This is a genomic window from Arthrobacter sp. 01T428 (genome assembly GCF_056398685.1).
Genome location: NZ_JBFTPW010000004.1, coordinates 16,488 through 34,817, shown reverse-complemented (window position 1 = coordinate 34,817; position 18,330 = coordinate 16,488). Strand labels below are relative to the sequence as shown.

Annotated in this window: 15 protein-coding genes; 8 read left to right on the top strand and 7 right to left on the bottom strand. The window is 65.8% G+C overall.

Translation table 11 applies throughout. From position 1 onward, the window contains the following. Positions 1–21 precede the first annotated feature (21 nt). Both AC1DJB_RS06860 and AC1DJB_RS06855 read left to right on the top strand, forming a co-directional pair. Positions 22–5,028 carry a DNA glycosylase AlkZ-like family protein gene (locus AC1DJB_RS06860; protein ID WP_441437578.1) on the top strand — a complete coding sequence of 1,669 codons (5,007 nt, stop codon included), beginning with the start codon at positions 22–24 and terminating at the stop codon, positions 5,026–5,028. Then, on the top strand, positions 5,021–5,911 hold the full coding sequence (locus AC1DJB_RS06855) for an Fpg/Nei family DNA glycosylase (RefSeq protein ID WP_441437577.1): 891 nt from the start codon (positions 5,021–5,023) through the stop codon (positions 5,909–5,911). Before AC1DJB_RS06860 ends, AC1DJB_RS06855 begins: the two co-directional genes overlap by 8 nt. Positions 5,912–5,987: 76 nt before the next feature. Here AC1DJB_RS06855 and yczE read toward each other — a convergent pair whose 3' ends face one another. Then, positions 5,988–6,608: a membrane protein YczE gene (gene yczE, locus AC1DJB_RS06850; protein ID WP_476910067.1), complete on the bottom strand. Its 621-nt coding sequence runs from the start codon at positions 6,606–6,608 to the stop codon at positions 5,988–5,990. A 59-nt stretch (positions 6,609–6,667) separates the two neighbouring features. Between yczE and yczR the strand changes: the two genes are divergently transcribed. Continuing rightward, complete coding sequence (gene yczR, locus AC1DJB_RS06845; RefSeq protein ID WP_441437576.1) at positions 6,668–8,152, top strand: MocR-like transcription factor YczR; 1,485 nt, start codon at positions 6,668–6,670, stop codon at positions 8,150–8,152. 91 nt (positions 8,153–8,243) lie between these two features. Here the strand turns inward: yczR and AC1DJB_RS06840 are convergent, their stop codons facing one another. After that, positions 8,244–8,732: a DUF4188 domain-containing protein gene (locus tag AC1DJB_RS06840; protein ID WP_059388568.1), complete on the bottom strand. Its 489-nt coding sequence runs from the start codon at positions 8,730–8,732 to the stop codon at positions 8,244–8,246. A 92-nt stretch (positions 8,733–8,824) separates the two neighbouring features. On the opposite strand from AC1DJB_RS06840, the gene AC1DJB_RS06835 reads away from it, so the two are divergent. Beyond that, positions 8,825–9,400 carry a TetR-like C-terminal domain-containing protein gene (locus tag AC1DJB_RS06835; RefSeq protein ID WP_059388567.1) on the top strand — a complete coding sequence of 192 codons (576 nt, stop codon included), beginning with the start codon at positions 8,825–8,827 and terminating at the stop codon, positions 9,398–9,400. A 28-nt stretch (positions 9,401–9,428) separates the two neighbouring features. Here AC1DJB_RS06835 and AC1DJB_RS06830 read toward each other — a convergent pair whose 3' ends face one another. Continuing rightward, positions 9,429–10,121: an SRPBCC family protein gene (locus tag AC1DJB_RS06830; RefSeq protein WP_441437575.1), complete on the bottom strand. Its 693-nt coding sequence runs from the start codon at positions 10,119–10,121 to the stop codon at positions 9,429–9,431. Further along, positions 10,114–10,752 carry an ArsR/SmtB family transcription factor gene (locus AC1DJB_RS06825; protein WP_059388565.1) on the bottom strand — a complete coding sequence of 213 codons (639 nt, stop codon included), beginning with the start codon at positions 10,750–10,752 and terminating at the stop codon, positions 10,114–10,116. The genes AC1DJB_RS06830 and AC1DJB_RS06825 overlap by 8 nt, the downstream gene beginning before the upstream one ends. Before the next feature lie 89 nt (positions 10,753–10,841). Here AC1DJB_RS06825 and AC1DJB_RS06820 point away from each other — a divergent pair, with 89 nt between their 5' ends. Both AC1DJB_RS06820 and AC1DJB_RS06815 read left to right on the top strand, forming a co-directional pair. After that, entirely contained in the window at positions 10,842–11,774 is a 933-nt protein-coding gene (locus tag AC1DJB_RS06820; RefSeq protein ID WP_441437618.1) for an RluA family pseudouridine synthase, read from the top strand. 302 nt (positions 11,775–12,076) lie between these two features. Beyond that, entirely contained in the window at positions 12,077–12,517 is a 441-nt protein-coding gene (locus tag AC1DJB_RS06815) for an SRPBCC family protein (protein ID WP_284988699.1), read from the top strand. Positions 12,518–12,538: 21 nt separating this feature from the next. Here AC1DJB_RS06815 and AC1DJB_RS06810 read toward each other — a convergent pair whose 3' ends face one another. Beyond that, positions 12,539–13,066: an O-acetyl-ADP-ribose deacetylase gene (locus tag AC1DJB_RS06810; RefSeq protein WP_306963314.1), complete on the bottom strand. Its 528-nt coding sequence runs from the start codon at positions 13,064–13,066 to the stop codon at positions 12,539–12,541. 57 nt (positions 13,067–13,123) lie between these two features. Here AC1DJB_RS06810 and AC1DJB_RS06805 point away from each other — a divergent pair, with 57 nt between their 5' ends. Next, complete coding sequence (locus AC1DJB_RS06805) at positions 13,124–13,747, top strand: DedA family protein (RefSeq protein ID WP_059388562.1); 624 nt, start codon at positions 13,124–13,126, stop codon at positions 13,745–13,747. 17 nt (positions 13,748–13,764) lie between these two features. On the opposite strand, the gene AC1DJB_RS06800 is transcribed toward AC1DJB_RS06805, so the two are convergent. Both AC1DJB_RS06800 and ppc read right to left on the bottom strand, forming a co-directional pair. Continuing rightward, entirely contained in the window at positions 13,765–14,070 is a 306-nt protein-coding gene (locus tag AC1DJB_RS06800; RefSeq protein ID WP_059388561.1) for a hypothetical protein, read from the bottom strand. Positions 14,071–14,267: 197 nt separating this feature from the next. Beyond that, complete coding sequence (gene ppc / locus AC1DJB_RS06795; RefSeq protein ID WP_306963311.1) at positions 14,268–17,066, bottom strand: phosphoenolpyruvate carboxylase; 2,799 nt, start codon at positions 17,064–17,066, stop codon at positions 14,268–14,270. A gap of 300 nt (positions 17,067–17,366) precedes the next feature. On the opposite strand from ppc, the gene AC1DJB_RS06790 reads away from it, so the two are divergent. Continuing rightward, complete coding sequence (locus AC1DJB_RS06790; protein WP_284988696.1) at positions 17,367–18,203, top strand: DUF1684 domain-containing protein; 837 nt, start codon at positions 17,367–17,369, stop codon at positions 18,201–18,203. Positions 18,204–18,330: the final 127 nt, after the last annotated feature.

Genomic DNA, 18,330 nt, shown 5'->3' with positions numbered 1-18,330 from the left:
GCCGTGAGGCATGATGGAGGAATGCAGGAGCAGAAGCTACCGGGCGGTCCTGGCAATTCAGCCATGGACCGCTTCAGCCGTGCCACGCGCGAGTGGTTCCTCGGTGCTTTCTCCGCGCCCACCCCTGCCCAGGACGGTGCATGGAAGGCCATTTCTTCGGGATCGCACGCCCTTGTAGTTGCACCCACGGGTTCCGGCAAGACGCTCGCAGCATTCCTGTGGGCGTTGGACCGGCTCTTGTCCGTGTCCCCGCTTGCTTCGGCGGGCGCCCTTCCGGAACTTGAGGGCACAACCGCCCGTGCCAAAGCTCCCAAGCGCAAGACCCGAGTCCTGTACATCTCACCCCTCAAGGCCCTCGGCGTGGACGTCGAACGGAACCTCCGCTCGCCGCTGATCGGCATCACGCAAACCGCCAAACGGCTCGGGTTGCCGGCCCCGCTGGTCAGCGTCGGAGTCCGTTCAGGAGATACGACGACGGCGGACCGCCGCGCGCTGCTCAGCCACCCGCCGGACATCCTCATCACCACGCCCGAGTCCTTGTTCCTCATGCTGACGTCCAAAGCCCGGGAGACGCTCAGCGAGGTGGACACCGTGATCGTCGACGAGGTCCACGCCGTTGCAGGCACCAAGCGTGGCGCACACCTCGCGGTGTCATTGGAACGGCTCGATGCGCTGCTGCCGAAACCCGCCCAACGGATCGGCCTATCGGCTACCGTGGAGCCGCGCGAGCTCGTCGCACAGTTCCTCGCCGGTTCGGCACCCGTGGAAATCGTCGCACCACCGTCGCACAAAAACTGGAACCTCAGCGTCAGCGTTCCTGTGGAGGACATGTCCGACCTGGCGGGAGCCGCGGGCGCCTTCGACTCCGGGCCGGCCTCCGGACTGCAACCGCAAGCGTCCATTTGGCCGCATGTCGAGGAGAAGATCGTCGACCTTGTGCTGTCGAAGCAGTCCACCATTGTGTTTGCCAACTCCCGGCGTCTCGCGGAGCGACTCACAGCCCGATTGAACGAGATCTACGCGGAGCGCCAACTCATGGCGGTGGATGTGTTTTCCGCCGCGGCGGATTCGGCGCTGGACTCGGGGCTGCCGTCCTCGACGGCGACTCCGGCGCACATGATGGCCCAGGCCGGCAGCACGAGCGGCGCCGATCCGGTCCTGGCCCGCGCGCACCACGGTTCCGTGTCCAAGGACCAGCGGGCACTCATCGAGGATGACCTCAAGTCCGGCCGGCTGCGGTGCGTTGTGGCCACGTCGTCCCTGGAACTCGGCATCGACATGGGTGCCGTGGACCTTGTAGTCCAGGTTGAGTCGCCGCCGTCGGTGGCCAGCGGACTGCAAAGGGTTGGGCGCGCCGGGCACCAAGTAGGCGAGATTTCAGAAGGCGTACTCTTCCCCAAGCATCGTGCGGACCTCGTCCACACCGCCATCACTGTGGAACGCATGCTGAGCGGGAAGATCGAACGCCTCCACGTTCCAGCCAACCCCTTGGACATCCTCGCCCAACAAACGGTCGCCGCCACCGCGCTGGGAAGCATCGATGTCGAGGAATGGTTCGCCACCGTGCGGCGCTCCGCTCCTTTCGCCACCCTGCCCCGCTCAGCTTTCGAAGCCACCCTGGATCTCCTGGCTGGCCGGTATCCTTCGGACGAATTCGCCGAACTCCGGCCGCGCATCATCTGGGACCGGAATGCCGGCACCATCGAGGGCCGCCCCGGAGCACAGCGACTTGCCGTCACCTCGGGCGGAACCATCCCGGACCGCGGGCTCTTCGGCGTGTACATCATCGGCACCGAGAGCGAAGGCACCGGTTCTGGGTCCGGCTCCGGTTCCAGCCAGGCGGGTCCAGGGTCCGCACAGGAGCCCAGTCCGGCGTCGCGCGCTGCCAAAGGCGGCCGACGCGTCGGCGAGCTCGACGAGGAAATGGTCTACGAATCACGCGTCGGGGACATCTTTGCCCTGGGTGCCACCAGCTGGAAAATCGAGGACATCACGCACGACCGTGTCCTTGTCTCGCCCGCCTTCGGCCAGCCCGGAAAACTCCCCTTCTGGAAGGGCGATTCCTTGGGCCGGCCGGTGGATCTCGGCCGCGCCCTCGGAGCATTCGTGCGTGAGCTTTCCGCCTCGGACCAAGAGCCAGCACTGGAACGCTGCAAGGCCAGCGGACTGGACGACTTCGCCGCCGGCAACCTGATCCAGTATCTGGGCGAACAGAAGCAGGCCACGGAAGTGGTCCCCAATGACCGGACGCTCGTGGTCGAACGGTTCCATGACGAACTCGGCGATTGGCGCGTGGTGCTGCACAGCCCCTTCGGCATGCCGGTCCACGCACCGTGGGCACTCGCCGTCGGGCAGCGGCTCCAGCAGCGCTACGGGCTGGACGGTTCCGCGATGGCCGCCGACGACGGGATCGTGCTGCGGGTCCCGATGATGGAGGACGAGCCTCCGGGGGCCGAGCTGTTCCTGTTCGACCCGGAGGAGCTTGAGCAGATCGTGACGGCGGAGGTTGGCGGGAGTGCCTTGTTCGCCTCCCGCTTCCGCGAGTGTGCCGCGCGCGCCCTGTTGTTGCCGCGCCAGAACCCTGCGAAAAGGCAGCCGCTGTGGCAGCAACGGCAACGCTCCGCCCAATTGCTGGATGTCGCGAAGAAGTACCCGTCTTTCCCCATCGTGCTCGAAACCGTGCGCGAGTGTTTGCAGGACGTCTACGACCTCCCCGCGTTGAAAGACATAGCAGCTTCGATCGAACGCAGGGAACTGCGCTTGGTTCAGACCACCACGCAGCAGCCGTCGCCCTTCGCCAAATCGCTGCTCTTTGGGTATGTGGCCCAGTATTTGTACGAGGGCGATTCACCGCTCGCCGAACGCAGGGCCGCTGCCTTGGCCCTCGACTCCACGCTCCTCAACGAGCTCCTGGGCAGGGTGGAACTACGCGAGCTCCTCGACGCGAAGGTCATTGAGGCCACCGAGCTCGAGCTCCAGCGGCTGGCACCGGACCGGCTGGTCCGTGGGATGGAAGGCGTCGCGGACTTGCTGCGCCTGCTCGGCCCCTTGAGCGTCGACGAAGTGGCGGCCCGTTTGCAGCCCGAAGGAGTGGAAGCTTCCGCGGATCCGGCCGCGTCGCAACTGGCGGCGGGATCGCATCTGGCCGCATCGCATCTGGCGGCGCTGCGCAAGGCCAACCGCGCCCTCACCGTGACGCTCAGCGGCGTTGAACGATTCGCCGCTATCGAGGACGCGGCCCGGCTCCGCGATGCCATCGGGGTTCCGCTGCCCATGGGAGTGCCGCTCGCCTTCATCGAACCCGTCCACGATCCGCTCGGGGACCTGGTCTCCCGATACGCACGAACCCACGGACCCTTCACGGCCGAGGAAGCCGCCTCGAGGCTGGGACTGGGTGTCGCCGTCGTAAGCACTGCGCTCAAACGCCTGGCGGCGGACGGCCGCGTAGTGGAGGGCGAGTTCCGCCCGCACCCGAGTGCGCCGGCCACGGTTCCCGATGAGGGTTCGGAGTTGTTGGAGGCACCGGAACTCCCGGCTGTTCCGCTCCGCGGAGTCCCATTGAGCAGCGAGTGGTGCGATTCCGAAGTGCTGCGCAAGCTCCGGCGTCGTTCGCTTGCTGCACTGCGCGCCGAAGTGGAGCCGGTGGACGCTGCCGCGTACGGCCGGTTCCTCCCCGCCTGGCAAAACGTACCCGTGCCCTCGGCCGGCCGTCCTGGTTCTTCTGGAGGCAGGGGTGCCCCGGCGCTGCGCGGGCTCGACGGCATCATGACCGCCATCGACCAGCTCTCCGGCGTGCCTGTTCCGGCGTCGGCGTGGGAGCCTTTGGTGCTGGCCAGCCGCATTTCCGATTACCAACCGGCCATGTTGGACGAGCTCATGGCCGCGGGCGAAGTCTTGTGGTCAGGGGCTGGCTCGTTGCCCGGGAACGACGGGTGGATCAGTCTCCATGTGGCCGAAGCCGCGGAGCTCACCCTCAACCCGGACCCTGAATTCGAGCCCGGCGACGCCCAACTCCGCCTTCTGGAATACCTGCAGACCGGCGGGGGCGCCTATTTCTTCCGGCAACTCACCGATGTTGCCGGCGGCATGGACGCGGTCCTTAGCGACGATGCCGTGGTGGCTGCCCTGTGGGACCTCGTGTGGGCCGGCCGCATCACGGGCGACACCTTCGCCCCCGTCCGCGCGATGATTGCCGGCGGACGCACGGCGCACAAACAGCCCGCGCGGCCGCCGCGTGCCAAGTCCCTGCGCATGAGCAGGCTCGGCCGATCGCACGGCACGGGCTTGATGGGATCGCCAGGACTCACGGGCGGCCGCTACGGCTCGGTCACCGGAGCGGCTCCGACTCCCCCGCTCGCCGTTGGCCGCTGGTCCGCGTTGCCTGCTCCTGAGCTCGACCCCACCATCCATGCGCGCGGCACCGCCGAACTCCTCCTCGACAGGTACGGCGTCGTGACTCGGGGCTCCGTCATGGTGGAGAACATCGTGGGCGGATTCGGGCTGATGTACAAGGTCCTCGCGCGCCTCGAAGAAGCCGGGCGGTGCCGCCGCGGCTACTTCATCGAGCACCTCGGCGCCGCCCAGTTTGCCGTGCCGGCGACAGTGGACCGATTACGCTCCTTCACGGAGGACGCCCAACTCGCCAAAACGGAGCCGGTCGCTTTGGCCCTCGCCGCAACGGACCCCGCAAACCCGTATGGCGCGGCCCTCCCGTGGCCCGCGTTGGCCGTCGACGCTGGATCGGGCCACCGTCCGGGACGGAAAGCAGGTGCCCTGGTGGTGATAGTCGACGGCGCCTTGGTTTTGTATGTCGAACGGGGAGGGAAGACCCTGCTCACTTTCAGCCAAGACGACGCCGTCCTGGCCGCTGCCGCTGCCGCGCTCGTCGGAGTGGTGCGGCGGGGAGCCGTGGACAAATTGATTATGGAAAAGGTCAACGGCCATGACCTCTTGGACACCCCCGTGGCTTCCGCCCTTGCGGCTGCCGGGGCGTACTCCACGCCGAAGGGTTTGAGGATCCGTGCCTGAGGGTGACTCGGTCTGGCGGACCGCCGCGGAGTTGCACAAGGCCCTCGCTGGGCAGGCCCTTGTCACCTCGGACTTCCGGGTACCCAGGTTTGCCACACTGAACCTGGCCGGATGGACCGTGTCCGAGGTAGTGCCACGGGGAAAGCACCTGCTCATGCGCTTGCTGGAGCCGGCGGCGATTGGGTCGGTCGCGACTGCGCCGGCGGACGACGCCGGTTCGGCGGCTACCGGACCATCCCGCCGCGCCCTGACCATCCATTCGCATTTGAAAATGGAGGGAAGCTGGCAGGTCTATTCCCCCGGCGGCCGGTGGAGGAAACCCGGCCACACGGCCAGGTGCGTCCTCCGCACAGCGACGGCCGACGTCGTCGGCTTCTCCTTGGGAATCCTGGAGGTGATCCCGACGACGGACGAGTCCCGCGTAGTAGGGCACCTCGGCCCGGACCTGCTCGGGCCCGACTGGGACGCGGAAGAGGCCGTTCGTCGGCTCCGGGCTGCGCCGGACGCACCGATCGGCGTCGCACTGTTGGACCAGCGGAACCTCGCCGGCCTCGGCAATATCTATCGTTGCGAGGCGTGTTTCCTGGCCGGGGTGCATCCGGCCGCGCCGGTATCGGCTGTGAAGGATCTGCCGGCGATGCTCGCCGAAGCCAAGGTTATGCTCGAAGCCAACCTCGGACCCGGGCCAAGGATCACGCGCGGCACAGCGTTCCCTGGAGTCCGGGGAATTCCCCGCTCCGGCTACTGGGTGTACGGCCGCGAGCACCAGCCGTGCCTTCGTTGCCGGACGCCGATTCGCCGCGGAGTGCTGGGGCCAGCGTCCGGGATGGAAGACCGCACCATCTACTTCTGCCCGGAGTGCCAGCCCGGCTCGTCCGGCTGACGCTGCGGAAATTCCCTGACGCCCCCGGAATTCCGGGGGCGTCAGGAAATCTGCGAGTCGCCAGGAAGATTCCGCGTCACGAAGTGGCCGGCACCGCTTCCGGGGCAGCCACGGGAGCCTTCACCGGAACCGTAAACAGCGGCAGCAATAGCTGAACCACCGGGCCAATGGCCAAGGCGTAGACAACGGTTCCAACGCCGACGGACCCACCCAACAGCCAGCCCACACCGAGCACGACAACCTCGATCAGGGTCCGGGACAAACGCACCGACCATCCGGTGCGGCGGGCAAGTCCCGTCATGAGTCCGTCGCGGGCACCCGGGCCAAGGCGCGCGCCGATGTAGCAAGCGGAGGCGATTCCGTTCAGGACCACGGCGCCGGCGAGCATGGCGATCTGGCCACCCAGGTGCGAGAACGCCGGGATCAGGGCCAGGCCGACGTCCGCGAAGACTCCCACCAGAACGGCGTTGGCGAGGGTTCCGAAACCGGGCATCTGCCTCAGCGGTATCCAGAGGAGAAGAACCAGGAAGCTGACCACTACGACGACGGTGCCGATGCTCCACCCGATCTTCCCCGCGACGCCTTGGTGGAAGACATCCCAGGGGTCCAGGCCAAGGCCGGCCCGGATGAACATGGCCAGGGAGATCCCGTACATTGCGAGGCCAATCAGGAGCTGGGTGATTCTGCGGGTCATCATGAAACCATGCTCCCGAAAACTGGCATTGCTTTCCATAGCCAGTTTGCAATACTGGTCTTATGCCCGGATCCCTCAACCCCACAGCCATGGTGCGTCTCCTCGGTCCGTGGAACACTGGCGCCGCTCCCGCCTATCGCGAGCTTGCCGACGTCGTACGCCTTTTGGTGATGGACGGGCGGATCCCGCTCGACGTGGCACTGCCCAGTGAGCGCGCGCTCGCCGTCACCCTGGGCGTCAGCCGGACCACCGTCACTGCCGCCTATGCCAGCCTGCGCGAGCAAGGATTCCTGAGCGGCGGCCAGGGCAGCAGGGGCCGGACGGGCATTCCACACCGGACGGTCCCTGTCAGCGGACCTGGACTGGCCATTCCGGAGGGGATACTCGACCTCGCCTATGCTTCACTGCCAGCGACGGGCGAGGTGGTGCACCGGGCATTCGCGGATGCGTTGATCGATCTCCCTGCGCTGTTGCCCGGTTTTGGCTACGACGCGGTCGGCCTCCCACCCCTCCGGGAAGCCATCGCGGACCGCTACACGGCAGCCGGGATCCCCACGACGGCCGCACAGATACTGGTGACTTCGGGGGCCCAGCACGCGCTGAACATTATCCTGAAGACCCTCGCCGGGCGGCAGCACAAGGTCCTCGTGGAGCATCCCAGCTACCCCAACGCTCTCGATGCAATCCGCGCTTCGGGCTCACGCACGGTTCCGGTGCCGATGCCGCCTGCCGCCGAGCCGACGTCGGGCGCTGCCGCCGAGCCGACGTCGGGCGGTTGGGATATCGACGGCATGGTGGCCGCAATGCGCCACCAACGCCCGGCCATGGCCTACCTCGTCCCGGACTTCCACAACCCCACCGGGCGGATCATGTCCAACCTTCAGCGGCGCCGCCTGGTCCGCGAGGCGGCAGGGACGGGCACTGTCCTGGTGGTAGACGAAACGCTGCGGGAGCTAAACCTCGACGGCGTCAGCACCTCGCCGCTCGCGGCGTTCAGTCCGGCGGTGGTGACCATCGGATCGCTCAGCAAATCGCATTGGGCCGGGCTCCGGACCGGGTGGATCCGCGCCGAAGAGGACCTGATCAACCGCTTCGTGCAGACCCGGACAACGATGGATCTGGGCGGGCCCGTCGTCGAGCAGCTGGCTGCGGCTCGGCTGCTCCGGGCTTTCGCCGAACCGCTGGACGCGAGGCTTGCGGAGCTGCGGCGGAACCGGGAAGCGCTCCTCGGATTACTGGCCGAGCACCTTCCCGGGTGGCACGTGGAACGTCCGCGCGGCGGGCTGACGGCATGGTGCAGGTTGCCCACGCCGTCGAGTACCGCGCTCACCGTCGTCGCCCCGGACTTCGGCGTGCGGCTCGCGGCCGGCCCGCGCTTCGGCGTCGGCGGGGCTTTCGAGCACTTCATGCGCGTTCCGTACACGCTCGCGCCGGCCCAGCTTGAGACGGCGGTGCTGGCACTGCGCGATGCCCAAGCCCGGATCGATGCGTCGCCGCAACTCCGGAGGACCTTGAAAGCGCCCAAGGAACCCGCCGCCGTCGCGTAGCCCGCCGTTCCGCAGCCCGCCCGCTCCCCCGCCGCCCAACTGGCTCGCATTTGTTGTCGTTTTGAGCCCTCAGAACGACATTAACTGCGAGTCAGTTGGGTTGCCCGGCACCCATGCGCTGCCTGGCGGTGTTGGTGCCCGGACCGACAGGGACATGGGAGGTGGCTTTGGCCAGGCCAAACTGCGGCATGCCGTTGTAGACCACCTCGATTCCCGACGCCGGCACCTGGTAGGTTTCGTGCCACACGCCGATGTCGCCGCTTCCCGCGACTTCCTTCATGAAGCGTCGCCAGGGCGCCAAGTGCGGCGAGTCCCTGTCCGCCGCGAAGCGCCTGAGATGCTCGGGGCTCTCCCAATAGCTGAGCAGCATGGTGGTGCGCCCGAACCACTGTTCGCACCCGAGCAGTCCGGACTCGGGATGCGTTGCGAGATGGCGGAGCATGGTGGGCATTGACGATGCCACTCGCGCCACTTTGCCGATCTTCCACCAACGGTTGGCCCGCATTCCGATAAGGAATACGGTCACCGATTCGCGCCCGGTGTCGGCCGTGAAGCGCCCCGGGAAGATTTCCTGTGCCATGCGAATCCTTCGGTCTGGGAACGGTAGCTCAAGTTCCGCTCGTCGAGTTTCATAACGTCGTTACGAAACAATGTTATGAAACACTTGGAGGCATGGCAAGACCCATCGTTCATGACCAGCTCGTCCGGCAGCGGCTTCTTCAGGTAACGGCCGAACTCGTTGACCGGCACGGCCCTGCGCGAGTCACGCTCCGCGACGTTGCCGCAGCCGCCCAGACCTCAACCACGGCGGTCTACTCACTCTTCGGCGGCAAGGCGCAGTTGCTGACGGCCGCCGTCGACGACGGATTCCGCTCGTTCGGCGACTCGCAACGGCTCGCCGAAAACGGAGGGCTCCGAGGCTTGGGCCTCGCCTACCGTTCCTGGGCACTTGAACATCCAGCCTTGTACCGGCTCATGTTTGGCGGCGCACTTGCCAGCTATGTGGACTGCAGCCCGACGCCGGCAGTCGCCTCGGAAGCGATGCTTCCCCTGATGGAAGCGGTGACCGCCGCGCAGCAAGCGGGGACCGTTCGTGATGCCGAAACCGCGACGATCGCCATGTCCATCTGGGGACAGGTCCACGGACTGGTGAGCCTGGAACTTGCGAACATGGACGAGCCCGGAACCGATTGGGAAGGGATCTACGCCGCCGCGTTGGATGCCGTGGGACGCGGCTGGGCAGCCTGAGCCAGCTTCGCTTCCCTTGGCGGGCGGGTTAGGCGTACACCTTCTCCAGGAAGTCGCCCCAGGCCTTCGCGGTCAGTTCAGAATCGCCGCTGCCGCTGAAATCGTGCACCGTCATGCCCACGGGTGCTCCGAAGGAGTTCCGGCCAAAGAACCGGTAGAGCGTGTCCGCCGTCCGTAGGCCCAGGAAGTGCTGGTTGGAGAAGTCGAGCTCCCCGCTCAGCCGCCCCACGCCGTCGACGTCCACCTCAACCGCGGAACCCTCTGCAACACCGTCCACGCCGAGGGCCTTCTTCAGTTGCACGAAACCGTCGGGCGCTTGCGAGGCCGCCGGGCCCTGGATGTCCGTGAAGACCACAGGCTTGCCGTCGAAGTACTGAAGGTACTGGCCCAGGGTGTGCAGGTAGAACTCGGTGTGCTTGCTGGCGCCGTCGTACTGTCCCTCCCAGTTGTCCGCGAAGATGCCGCTGTGGACGTAGTGCAGCTTGGCCCGGCCGCCGTCGAGCGGTTCGAGCACGTGCTCCAACTGGTTGAACCAGCCGTCCGGCCCGTCCATCCGGGTCACAAGGTGACTGGGATACTCGTCCACGGTTTTCACGGCCGGCCACTGATCGGTGGGAAACATCCAGGCCGAGGTGTCCTGGGTGACAGCCTGCCAGACCCGTTCAGGAGTGCCGGGCAGTTCGGTGTCGGCTACGATTTCGAATTCACGGTTGTCAGTCATTGTCCTGTTCCTTTTCTGGAGAGTGCTGCGTTGTCTTGAGTGCGGGATGAAGTACGACGACGAGCCGGTGCTTGCGTGCGCCGCTCACGGTTTCGGTCGAAGCGCCGGTACCGCCGTCGTGGTACTTGTCCACGAGCCGGGTCACCGCGACAGCGAGCTCCTCGGCAAAAGCGGCACGGTCCGACGCCGACTGGAAGGTGATTTCGCCGTCGATCGCGAAGCTCGCAAGCTTCTTCTTGGCCGCGGCCGCGCCGGCTATCAGCTTGCCCATCTCCTGGACCGTCCGGGCCGCGAGGGCCAGGAGCCAGAAGGCGGAAAAGCGGTCCGAGAAGCGCCGGGGATCCGGCGCCACGGATGCAAGTGCCACCGGCGAGATCAGGTACGACGCCGCCGTCGCGCGCAAAACGCGTTCGGTGACGTTGCCCTTCTTCCGTTCCTCCACGAGTTCGACGAGTCCATGCCGCTCGAGGGCCTTGAGATGGTAGTTGACTTTCTGCCGGGGCAGGCCCACCTTGACCGCCAGCTGCGTGGCGGAACCCGGCTCGACCAGTTCCTGCAGAATGCGGGTGCGGATCGGGTCCAGCGACGCTTCCGCCGCGGCGGGATCCTCGATCACTTCGATGTCCAACATGCTTCCATTCTGCCTACCGACAACTTTTATTGTCAAGAACTTTTTTCTCGTCGGAGACCTGGCCATAACCCCGGTAGAATGGACCGGTGATGCAATCCCCCCTTCCAGTGCGCGACGGCGTCAACGCCACCCGCCTGCGCCTCCCGGACGAGGGGCCCTGGGACACCGCGATGGACTACATGATGCACCGCTGGGGTCATATCGACCCCCAGGGCATCGAGGACAGGTTCGACGCCGGCGAAATCGTCGGCGAGGGCGGCGCGCCCCTTGATCGCCGCACCCCGCTCGAAGAACACACCTTCATTTGGTACTACCGCACGCTCCCGCCGGAGACTCGTATGCCGGTGGAGATCAACATCCTGCACCAGGACGAGCACCTTCTGGTCGTCGACAAGCCCCACTTCCTGCCCACCACTCCGGGCGGGACCTACATCCAGGAATCCGCACTCGTCCGTCTCCGGAACCATCTGGACCTGCCGGACCTCATCCCGATGCACCGGCTCGACCGCATGACTGCCGGGGTGTTGCTGCTCTCCACCAATCCGGAGACCCGCGGCAAGTACCAAGTGCTCTTCGAAAAACGGCAGGTGCAAAAGGAGTACGAGTGCATCTCCGCCGCGGCACCCGCCGCGGGCTTTCCCGCCGTCGAATTCCCCGCCGTCGTGCGCAATCGCATGACAAAATCCCGCAGCTACCTTCTCGCCGAGGTGATCGACGGCGAACCCAACGCGGAAACCCGCATTGAGCTGCTGAGAACGTTCGACGGCGGCGCCGCCCGCCGGGCGCTCTACCGGCTTGAGCCCCACACCGGCAAGACCCACCAGCTTCGCGTGCACATGGCTTCGCTCGGGCTGGGAATCGTGAACGACGCGTTCTATCCCCAACTCCTGGACAAGGCCCCGGACGACTACTCCAAGCCGCTGCAATTGCTCGCTCGCGGCATCCGCTTCGTTGACCCCATCAGCAAGCAACCCGTGGAATACCGGAGCCGTCTCGAGCTAGGCGAAGCCCACCCCGCCTAACCCTCCCCCCTAACCATCGCTCACATATGGCGCCCTTTCCCGGGACGCTCGCTCACCCAAAATGAGGAACATGTTCAGCTTGGGGTCGTACCCGCGCGAGCGTCGGGCCAAACACCCACATACCCGAGCGAGCGTCCCGCCAAACACCCACGTACCCGAGCGAGCGTCGGGGACGGGTGTTCAGGATCCGGGGACGGCGAAAAATGGCGCGTTCCCGAGTTGCCAAGCGGACCGGGCGTATATGCTCGGTTTTGCCGGCCCGACAACCGCGGGCGGTGTTCGGTCTCGCGAAAAGGAACCGCATGGCCCACGCTGAAAACGAAGTCTCGATCAACCGCCCCGCAAACGACGTCTACGCCTTCCTGGCTGACGGGCTGAACAATAAGCTGTGGCGTCCGGGCGTGAAGAGTGTCGCCCTCGCAAGCGGAGAAGCAGGCAACAAGGGTGCCGTGTACTCGCAAACGATGGCAGGCCCCGGGGGCCGCACGATCGCCGGCGATTACGAGATCACCGCAGCCGAGCCAGGCAAGCGGCTCGATTTCCAGGTCATCGCGGGCCCCGCCCGCCCAACAGGATCCTTCACCCTGAACGAGGCCGACGGCGGCACCACCGTTCGGTTTGCCTTGGATCTCCAGCCCAAGGGCTTCATGAAGCTCATGGGCTCGATGATCACCAAGACCATGGAGTCGGAAGTCGGACAGCTAGGGCAGTTGAAGTCCGTGCTTGAGGCGCAGTCCGTCTGACGCCGCTGCGAAAGCGTGCCCTCACCCGTCCGAAGCCCCGAACACGCTCCGGAACACGTCGGTCGTCTCCGCACTGAACAGCACAAATTCGACGAGTTCCAGCCCGCTGGAGCTTTCGACGTCGAGCCGGCTGACGGCGTCGAGCGCTACCGCGGCGACCTCGCGCGCGTCCCAGCCGTAGACCCCCGCGCTGATTGCGGGGAACGCAACGGAACTCGCTCCGAGGGACGCTGCCACTTTCAGGCTCTCGCGGAAACACGACGACAGCAGTTCCGGATCGTTCTGGCCCGCGTGGCGGTTGGGGCCAACTGTGTGGATCACCCATCGGGCAGGCAATTTGAACCCGGGGGTAGCCACGGCTTGGCCCACGGGCAGCCCGTCCGGGTACCGTTCGCGCACCTCCATGCACGCGGCCAGGAGCTCCCTGCCCGCGGCGCGATGGATCGCGCCGTCCACTCCCCCGCCACCCATCAATGACGAGTTGGCGGCGTTGACGATCGCGTCGACGTCGCGCGTGGTGATGTCACCTTGCAGGATTTCGAGCCGCATGGCGCCAGTCTTGCACGACACTCCGGTGGATGCACCAAAGTGCGGTAATTTGTGCCCATGGACATCACCACCGCCGATGGCTGGGGAGCCGCGATCTATGCCTGGATCATCCCCATGGTGGTGGGCGACGCGATCTTCCCGCCCATCCCGTCCGAAATGTTGGTGATCACCGGTGGCGCGCTGGCAGCGGAGGGCCGGGTCAACCTGTGGTTGGTGGGTTTGATGGCCGCCGTCGCCTCCTGGCTGGGCGACATGATTGTTTTCCAACTCTTCAAGCGTCGCTTGGGACACATCCTGGACCGTTGGGCGTGGGGCCGCAAAGTCCATCAGGGCATCCACCGGGCGATCGCCAGGGCCGGGCGATCCTCCACTTACGGCGCGATCATCGGAGCCCGGTTCATCCCCGGCGGGCGGCTGGCTGCGTCGGCTGCTTCCGGGATCGCAGAGGTTTCCTCCCGCGGCTTCAGTCTCTGCGCCGGCTTGGGCGGGCTGCTGTGGGCCACATGGCAGACCGGGCTGGGTTACTTTACGGGCTCGACGACGAAGCTTCCGTTCTGGGCGAGCTCACTGATCGGCGTCGGCGTGGGTCTGCTGATTGGCGTCGTGGTGGGCGTGATCGTCACGCATCGCCGGGGTGACCGCTCGCCGGTGGACGAGCCGGGCGAGCCGCCGCACCTTTAGGCGTCCCGGCGTCGGACTCAAACCGGCGACCATTTCCCCCGTTTGCGACGCAGCACATAAAGGTTCCCTGTGAGCGCTACGCGTTCGACGGCGTCGCGCATCATGGCTGCCGACGCGCGGGCCTCGCTGTTCTCGCCCGGATAGTCGCGCGGCTCCACGAGGAAGCGGAGGCTGATTTGGGCGACGCCACCAACAATGTCGAGCTGATTGGATTCGACATGATGACGCGTTTCCAGGGCCTCAAGCGCAGCGGCCATTACCGACTCCGGCGGGTTTCCTGGTTTGAGCCCGGTGATCTTCAACTTGGTCTGGAACGACGGCATCCCTCAACCCTAAACGCTCGATGTGAGCGAGGGTTTCCAGAAGGACGCATATATGTGAGCGAGGGTAGGACGGACGCAACCCTCGCTCACAAACAAGCCCTCCATGCCGCACGCTCGCTCACATGATGTGAGCGAGCGTGCGGCAAAAGACCCACATAAGTGAGCGAGCGTCGGAAGGGAAGGAACGGAAGGAGCCGCTATCCCGTGTTCCGGAGGCCGGCGGCCACGCCGTTGACGGTGATGAGCATGGCCCGCTGGAGGCGTTCGTCGATCTCGGCACCGGAAATGGAAGCTTCACGGACGCGGCGCAACAACTCCACCTGCAGGTAACTGATGGGGTCGAGGTATTGGTCGCGGATTTCGAGGGAACGCTTGAGCGTCGGCTGGGCTTCCAAGAGCTCGGTTTCGCCGCTCAGGAGTTCCACTTCGGCAACCGTGAGATCGTATTCAGTGCGGATCGCCTTGAACAAATGGTGCAGCTCTTCCGGAACCAGCGAAGACACGTAGTGCCCGGCGATGTCCATGTCGGTCTTGGCCAGGGTCATCTCCACGTTGGAAATCACGGACTGGAAGAAGTGCCAGCGCTTCATCATTTCGGCAAGCTCAGCGGTGTTGCCTGCCTCGCGGGCTGCCTTCAGGCCTGAGCCAACGCCGAACCAACCCGGAACGATCTGCCGGGACTGCGTCCAACCGAAGACCCACGGAATGGCCCGCAACCCGCCCAGTCCCGCACCGGAATCCGGCCGCTTGGAGGGCCGCGAGCCGATGTTCAGGGATCCGAGTTGCTCCACCGGCGTCGAGGCAAGGAAGTACGCCGGCAGGTCCGGATCGTCGATCAGGGAACGGTACTGGGCAAACGCGGCGTCGGAAATAATCTCCATGACGTGTCCGTAGCGCTCGCGCTCGTCGTCGGAGGTGCGCGGGGTGCGGTGCAGCGCGGAACCCTGCATCACGGCCGCCAGGGAGAGCTCAAGGTTTTCGCGGGCGAGCTCCGGCAAGGAGTACTTGTCCGAGATGACTTCGCCCTGCTCGGTGAACTTGATGGCGCCTTCAAGCACTCCGTTGGGCTGGGCCATGATGGCGTCGTAGGTCGGTCCGCCACCACGGCCTACGGAACCGCCGCGGCCATGGAACAAACGGACGTTGACGCCATGCTTGGCGGCGACGTCGCGTAGCTTGCGTTGGGTCTTGTGGATCTCCCACTGGCTGGTCATGACACCGGATTCCTTGTTGGAGTCCGAGTAGCCGAGCATGATCTCCTGGACATCGCCACGCAGCCGTACCAGCTCACGATACGACGGGTCAGAGAGCAGCAAGTCAACGATTTCGGCCGAAGCACGCAGCTCTTCCACGGTCTCCAGGAGCGGGGCGAAGCCGATCTTGGCATACGGAGCCGCGCCGAACAGGTCAATCAGTCCGGCTTCGCGGGCCAGCACAGCGGCAGCCAGGACATCGTCCGCGCCGCGCGTCATGGAGATGATGTAGGTTTCGACGACATCGGGCCCGTACGTCTGGAGGGCGTGGCGGATGCTGCGGAAGACGTCGTAGGTGCGGTCGCCGTCGCCGTCGAGCTTGATGGGGTGGCCGGACAGCGGGCGGCGCGAAGCCAGCTCCGCGCTCAGCCGCTCGAAGCGTTCGGCGCGGCTCAACTCGCCGTAGGGAGTTCCGACGCCGATCCGGTCCACCAACTGCCCGACGGCGTCGTGGTGGTAGTCGGCATGCTCACGGATGTCGAGGGTCGCCAAGTGCAGCCCGAAGGAAGCGATCGCCCGGCGGACCCGGGCCAGGGCGCCGTCGGCCACGAGCACAGCCGAGTGCTTACGCAGCGAGGCTTCCAACAGCTCGAGCTCTGCCAGGAGTTCCGAGGTGGAAGCGTAGTCGCGGCCGGGTTCGTGGTGGCTGGATGCGGACACGCGGCGGCCCGTGTTGATGAGCTTGGCCTTGATGCAGGTCAGCTTGAGGCGGTAGGGCTCCTGCGCGTTCAGCTCCAGGATGCGCTTGTCCAGGCCGGGCAGGTTCTTGAGGTCGACGGCGATCGAGTCCAGGAGATCCTTTTCCGCGTCCACCAAGGCTGTGGAGTTGGAGAGGATGGAGATCAGTTCGTCGATCATCGAGATGCTGATCCGCACGGCGTGCTGGTTCTGCAGCTGCAGGATCTCTCGCGTGACCGAAGCGGTGACGTTCGGGTTGCCGTCGCGGTCTCCGCCGATCCAGGAACCGAAACGGATGGGGGCGTTGTGCGCTGGCAGCACGACGCCGTGCTCCCCCAGCAGCTCTGAAAGGTCCGTGAGCATTTCCGGCATGGCATCGGTCAGGATGCTGCTCAGGTAGTAGATGGCGTTGCGGGCCTCGTCCACGGGAGTGGGGCGGACCTGGCGCAGTTCATCGGTCTGCCACATCTGGTCGATGATCTCGGCGAGCTGGCGGTCCTGCCGACGGCGGGCGGCCGTGCCCTCAACGGTGGATTCGGCCAGGACGTCCGAGAGTTTACGGATCTTGTCCAGCACCGAACGCCGCGAGGCTTCGGTGGGGTGCGCGGTGAAAATAGGACGAACGTCCAGCTCATTGACGACGTCCTGCAGGGCTTTGGTTCCGGCCTCGTCGGCGATCTCGGCCACGGCTTTGGCCAACCAGCCGTCCTTTTCCTGACGGGTGCGCAGTCCACGGACGCGGTGCACTTGTTCGGCGGCGTTGGCGAGGTGGAAATAGAAGGCGAAGGCGCGGACCAGCTCGGTGGCTTCCTCAAGCGGCAATGAGGCGAGCAACTCACGGACCTGGGCGACGACGTCGTGCGCGCTCCACGGGCCTGTGGCATCGGCGCCGCCGCGGGCGGCTTCCTTGGATTCCTTGGTGAGCAGGCGCACCTGCTCGACGAGCTGGAGCAGCTCGGGGCCATGCTGGCGGACCAATGACTCTCCGAGAAGCGTGGAGACGCGGCGGACATCGGCCCGCAGTTCCGCGGCAAGGTCGGTGCTGAGATGTGCAGTGTCAACCATGAAAAATACCTTCTGGCGTTGGGTGTGGCCCGTACACTGCGCTGGATACTGTGAGCCGGATTACTAATATTTCCAAAGGAATCCTACCCGCAGCCCTGAGGCCGGTGGCAATCCGTCTCAAATGTTGTCGCGGGCTCCGCCTGCGCGCTCCGCCCGCCCGCTCCGGCCCAACTGACTAGCAGTTGTTGTCGTTATGAGCCGTCAAAACGACAACAACTGCTAGTCAGTTGGGTTCCGGGAATGGTGGCGACGGGTGCATGGTTAAGCCAACGAACACCGCCCCAAGCCGCTGGAGGAACCATGAGCGCAACAGCCCCCGCAAGCAACGCCCAGCTGGAACGCTGGCAACGTTTCCGCACCGGCCGCAACGCCGCCCTCGCTGCGGACCACGGCTGGCTGACCCTCACCTCTTTCCAGTGGCTCGAATCCGCACCCGCCGCCGTCGAGCTCGTCCCGGGGCTTTGGTCGACGGACGGCACGACGGCGACACTCACCGCGAGCGCGACCGACGGACTCACGCTCGTGGAGACGGGAGCTCCCGTGGACGGCACGATTTCAGCCACCCTCCAGGACGAGGAATCGCTCATGTGGGTGCAGTTCGGCGGCTCGGATGGCACGGAAGTGGTGGTGGAACTGGCCATGCGCGCGGACAAGTACGCCATCCGCACGAGGGACAACTCCTCGCCGGTGTTGACGGAGTTCGACGCCGTTCCCACCTTTGAATACAACCCGGACTGGGTGCTTGAAGGCCGCTTCGAGGCGTACCCCGAGCCCGTGGATGTGCCGATCGGGACAGCCAATCCTTTGGTGGATGGGGTGCACCGATCGGTAGGCGAGGTGGTTTTCCGGGCGCCTGGACTTCCCCACGAGATCCGCCTGCACGCCGAGGCCGAGAAGCTCGGAGCCCTCACGGTGACCTTCCACGACGAGACGAACGGCAACACCACGGACGAATGGCGCAAGCTGGCCGTCTCGCGCCCCCGGCCCGACGGTTCCGTGGTCCTCGACTTCAACCGCGCCATCAACTACCCGAGCGCCTTCACCCCATATGGCACATGCCCCATGCCTGTAGCGGGAAATTCGATCGACGTGGCGGTCGAGGCCGGGGAGAAACTGCCGGCCGGCCGGATCGTCTAAACGCAACCGCCTAAACGCAGCAAACCAAAGCCGTTACATCTCCCCTGGACTCAAGGTACACTCTTCTTGGAAAGCGCTTACCAAGCGGTCCTGAAACGACACCGACGTCAGCAGCCCCGCCTCCCGG